Source organism: Streptomyces sp. NPDC029674 (assembly GCF_044903205.1).
In the GTDB taxonomy this organism is placed as follows: Bacteria; Actinomycetota; Actinomycetes; order Streptomycetales; family Streptomycetaceae; genus Streptomyces.
The window spans coordinates 1-2311 of record NZ_JBJDPY010000045.1 but is presented as its reverse complement, the minus strand read 5'-3'; the positions used below and the strand labels follow the sequence as shown (position 1 = coordinate 2311).

1 protein-coding gene and 1 pseudogene are annotated in these 2311 nt (G+C 68.4%); both read left to right on the top strand.

Annotation, left to right across the window (positions count from 1 at the left end; all coding sequences use genetic code 11):
* Window positions 1-388 precede the first annotated feature (388 nt).
* Window positions 389-834 (top strand): annotated as a pseudogene (locus tag ACI2L3_RS40180) (transposase); the annotation flags it as partial.
* A gap of 121 nt (window positions 835-955) precedes the next feature.
* Complete coding sequence (locus ACI2L3_RS40175) at window positions 956-2209, top strand: IS256 family transposase (RefSeq protein WP_401700182.1); 1254 nt, start codon at window positions 956-958, stop codon at window positions 2207-2209.
* Window positions 2210-2311: the final 102 nt, after the last annotated feature.

Sequence of the window (2311 nt, the reverse complement as noted above, 5' to 3'; positions counted from 1 at the left end):
GCTCCGCCGGCATCGAGCTGACCGTCCCGCCCGTGAACCTGTGCACCGACAACGGGGCGATGGTCGCCGCGCTCGGCGCACGCCTGGTGCGCGACGGCGTCGCCCCCTCCGACGCGTGGTTCGGCGCGGACCCGGGACAGCCGGTCGAGGTCGTCAGCGTCTGAGCGCGCCCGGCCCCTTGCCGCCACGCCCACACGTTCCGTAGACAGGGCCCATGACCGGCCATGAGCACCCCCGCCCCGAGTCCACCTCCGCCGCCGTGGACGAGCAGATGCTGGAGGACTTCCTCAATCAGCACCTGCTCGTGGGCTGACCCCGTTTCGTAGGTCCAGTCGTTATGAGAGTCGTCCTGTTGCCCGCGGTCGCGGGCAGGGAGACTGGTCAGATCATGACGAACAGCAGGAAGCGTCACACCCCCGAGCAGGTCGTCCGTAAGCTCGGGCAGGCCGACAGGATGCTCGCCGATGGTCAGGACGTCGCGGCGGTGTGCCGGGAGCTCGGGGTGTCCGAGCAGACGTACTACCGGTGGCGGAACCAGTACGGCGGCCTCAATGCCGACGACGCAAAGCGCCTGAAGGAGCTGGAGAAGCAGAACGCGACCCTGAAGCGTCTGCTCGCGGAAGCGGAGCTGGAGAAGGCCGCGCTCAAGGAGCTGGCTGAGGGAAACTTCTAAGCCCGGACAGGCGCCGCGCCGCCGTCGATCACCTCAAGCGCAAGTTGCGGGTGAGCGAACGGATGGCGTGCCGTCTGGTCGGGCTGAGCCGCTCCGCGTACCGGCGACCGCTCAAGGGCGACACGGTCGCGGACCCGGATCGGGCGCTCAGGGAGTGGCTAGTTGAGTCCCGCATAGTGGTGTAGCGCCCGGTGGTCGGGCACGTCGTCTCAGACGTGGACGCGGCCACCGTGTGATCCTTCGAGTGAACCTCTCACAGCACCCTCGAATGGAGTCATCACGATGACCGCTCCTCATATTCTCGACCCTGCCGGCCTGCTGAGCGAAGCCCTGTCCGAAGCGTCCCCGGACATGATGCGCCACTTGCTGCAGACCATGATCAACACCCTGCTCTCCGCCGATGCAGACGCGGTGGTCGGCGCCGAATGGGGCAAGCCCACCCCGACACGGTCCGCCCAGCGCAACGGGTACCGGCACCGGGACCTGGACACCCGGGTCGGCACGGTCGATGTAGCCATCCCGAAGCTGCGCTCTGGGACGTACTTCCCGGAGTGGCTGCTGGAACGCCGAAAGAGAGCGGAGTCGGCGCTGATCACCGTGGTGGCGGACTGCTACTTGGCCGGGGTGAGTACCCGGCGGATGGACAAGCTGGTCAAGACCCTGGGGATCAATGCCCTCTCCAAGTCCCAGGTCTCCAGGATGGCCGCGGACCTGGATGAACACGTGGAGTCCTTCCGCCACCGGCCCCTGGATGAGGCCGGTCCGTTCACGTTCGTGGCCGCGGACGCGCTGACGATGAAGGTCCGCGAGGGCGGGCGGGTGGTCAACGCGGTGGTGCTGCTGGCTACCGGGGTCAACGGTGACGGCCACCGCGAGGTCCTGGGGATGCGCGTGGCGACCAGTGAGACCGGTGCGGCGTGGAACGAGTTCTTCGCTGACCTCGTGGCCCGGGGCCTGGCCGGGGTCCGCCTGGTCACCAGTGACGCCCATGCCGGGCTCAAGGACGCCATCGCCGCCAACCTGCCCGGCGCCACCTGGCAGCGGTGCCGGACCCATTACGCGGCGAACCTGATGGGCATCACCCCGAAGTCCATGTGGCCGGCGGTGAAGGCCATGCTGCACTCGGTCTATGACCAGCCCGATGCGGCCAGCGTGCACGCGCAGTTCGATCGGCTGCTGGACTACGTAAGCGAGAAGCTCCCGGCGGTGGCTGAGCACCTCGACGCCGCCCGGGCGGACATCCTGGCCTTCACGACGTTCCCGAAGGACGTCTGGACGCAGATCTGGTCGAACAACCCGGCCGAGCGGCTCAACCGGGAGATCCGCCGCCGCACCGACGCGGTGGGCATCTTCCCCAACCGGGCAGCCATCGTCAGGCTGGTCGGGGCGGTGCTGGCCGAGCAGACCGACGAATGGGCCGAAGGGCGCCGCTACCTCGGCCTCGAGGTCCTCGCCCGCTGCCGCCTCACCCCCGTCGAGGACACCGGAAGCGAGGTGGGCACCGACACCGACACTGCCCTCGAGCTCAGCGCCTGACAACCCCAACGAAGGATCCAACCGCTACACCACCACAAGGGGCTTGACCTCGACCTCTGCCGGCGACACCGTCGCCTCCGCGAGGCATGCCACCAAAGGATG

Bases quoted from the DNA above. Each gene is read 5' to 3' on its own strand.
- ACI2L3_RS40175 (WP_401700182.1), top strand. From the start codon at position 956: ATGACCGCTCCTCATATTCTCGACCCTGCCGGCCTGCTGAGCGAAGCC.